The 1,077-nt window shown below is 49.0% G+C and carries 1 protein-coding gene; it reads left to right on the top strand.

Features of this window, described 5'->3' with window-relative positions:
- Positions 1–23: 23 nt before the first annotated feature.
- A partial coding sequence (locus KDK18_RS10155) for a hypothetical protein (RefSeq protein ID WP_257254785.1) occupies positions 24–1,077 on the top strand: 1,054 nt, incomplete at its 3' end.

Raw genomic sequence — 1,077 nt, 5'->3', positions numbered from 1 at the left:
AAGACAAGGATGGCGAGTTCAGTATGGAGCTGTTCCGCTCCTTCTCATCCATGAATAGTGGCAAAGGCATGCTCAAACAAAAGGAAGTGAAAGAAGTACTCGCCTGGCCAGAATGGAAAGACAAGGATGGCGAGTTCAATATGGAGCTGTTCCGCTCCTTCTCATCCATGAACATGGGCAAAGGCATGCTCAAACATGTGGAAGTGAGAGAGGTGCTGGGCTGGCTCGAATGGAAAGACAACTATGGCGAGTTCAATATGGAGCTGTTCCGCTCCTTCTCGTCTATGAATAATGGCAAAGGCATGCTCAAACATGAGCAAGTGAGCGAGGTTCTGGGCTGGCCGGAATGGAAGGACAAGGATGGCAAGTTTAGTATGGAGCTGTTCCGCTCCCTCTCGTCTATGAATAATGGCAAAGGCATGCTCAAACATGAGGAAGTGAGCGAGGTTCTGGGCTGGCCGGAATGGAAAGACAAGTATGGCGAGTTCAATATGGAGCTGTTCCGCTCCTTCTCGTCTATGAATAATGGCGAAGGCATTCTCAAACATGATGAAGTTAGAGAGGTGCTGGGCTGGCCGGAATGGAAAGACAGGGATGGCGAGTTCAATATGGAGCTGTTCCGTTCCTTCTCGTCTATGAATCATGGCAAAAGCATGCTCAAACATGATCAAGTGAGAGAGGTGCTGGGCTGGCCAGAATGGAAAGACAAGAATGGTGAGTTCAATATAAAGTTGTTCCGCGCCTTCTCGTCCATGAATCATTTCCAGGGCTTGCCCAAACATAAGCCCGTGAAAAAGGTGCTGGGCTGGTTAGGTCAACGGGGAGCAACCAATCATTGGCTACTGAAAATTATGACCAGGCTCTGGGCATCAGCAGGGCTACCCGCTATTGAGGTGCTGCAACATCAGGAAACACAACTGAAACAGTTACTGCTTGCGGAACTTACTGGAGAACACAGCAACCCGGATCATGAAGCAGATGACGAATGCAATAGCGATTCAGAGGATGAAGAGGATGACGACAAATGCAATCGCCAGATAAAAACGGTCGCCCTTTATCTTTCCACCCCTAAGCCAG

This window comes from Endozoicomonas sp. SESOKO3 (genome assembly GCF_024606255.1).
This window is presented reverse-complemented; position numbering and strand designations above follow the sequence as displayed.